Consider the following 1,054-nt stretch of genomic DNA (forward strand, 5'->3'; position numbering starts at 1 on the left):
CTTCACCGCGACGGGGACGAAACTGACGGCGCTCAGCAGCAAAGTCGATTGGAAAGGGTTCTTCCCCACCGAAGCATTCCAGTGGAACCGCGAAGAGGCGCTGTCGGTCTCCTAGCGTCCTACGCCAAGAGCGCGAGCGCCGGGCCCGTCCTGGCGCTCGCGCTGGCGGCGGCGCTCGCCCTCGCGGGCTGCGGCGGGGGCTCCGAGAGCGAGACGGCGAGCTCCGCTCGCCCGGCCCAGGCCGAAGGCGCAAAGACCACTGCCCAGCCTGCGCAGGGAAAAGGCGCATCCTCGGCGCAGGGCAAAGGCCCGACTGACACTACTTACCAGGATCGGGACGCCGGACAAGGCGCCCCGCTGCCGGCGCCCGATGCGGAGGGCAGGGAGCGCGGCCCGACTCCCAAAGAAGAAGCGGAGGCGACGATCGCCGACATCGCCCTCACCAGCCCGGCGCTCACAGCCTCGGGCGCCCTTCCCTCCCAATACACCTGCGACGGCAAGGATCGCTGGCCGGCGCTGCGCTGGCAGGGCGTTCCCGCCGACACCGAGGAACTGATCCTCTTCGCGATGAACTCAAAGCCGCTTGAGGGCAAGCTCTTCTTCGACTGGGCCCTCGCCGGCATCGACCCCGAGCTCGGGGAAATCGAAGCCGGCAGGCTGCCGAGGGGAGCGATCCTCGGCCGCAACGGCTTCGGGCGCAGGGGCTACTCGATCTGCCCCGCCCAGGGCGAAGCCGAAACCTACGTCTTCGCTCTCTTCGCCCTGCCCGAGCGGCTCTCGCCGCCGCCGGGCTTCGACCCACGAGCGCTGCGCCTGGAGGTGCTCGAGGTCTCGGGCAACGTCGGCCTGATGGCTGCCTCCTACGGCCGCTAGGGACAGCGGCAGTTAGAAGACGGCGCCGGGGAGGGCTTGACCTTGGCCCCGGGGGAGCGGATGCTCAGGGGGCCGTAGCTCATGTCGCCAACCGCATAGTGGGGAGGAAGCAGATGAGAAGCCAAAAGCATGGGCTGAAGGCCCTTGTCCTGGGGATCGTGGTCGTGCTCGGCGCGCTGGC

At 69.4% G+C, this 1,054-nt stretch carries 1 protein-coding gene; it reads left to right on the forward strand.

Annotation, left to right across the window (positions count from 1 at the left end; translation table 11 throughout):
• Window positions 1–81: 81 nt before the first annotated feature.
• Window positions 82–873: a YbhB/YbcL family Raf kinase inhibitor-like protein gene (locus VFX97_02930; GenBank protein HEX5702151.1), complete on the forward strand. Its 792-nt coding sequence runs from the start codon at window positions 82–84 to the stop codon at window positions 871–873.
• The last annotated feature ends 181 nt before the right edge of the window (window positions 874–1,054 follow it).

The sequence above is a fragment of the Pyrinomonadaceae bacterium genome, from assembly GCA_036277115.1.
Classification (GTDB): Bacteria; Acidobacteriota; Blastocatellia; order Pyrinomonadales; family Pyrinomonadaceae; genus UBA11740.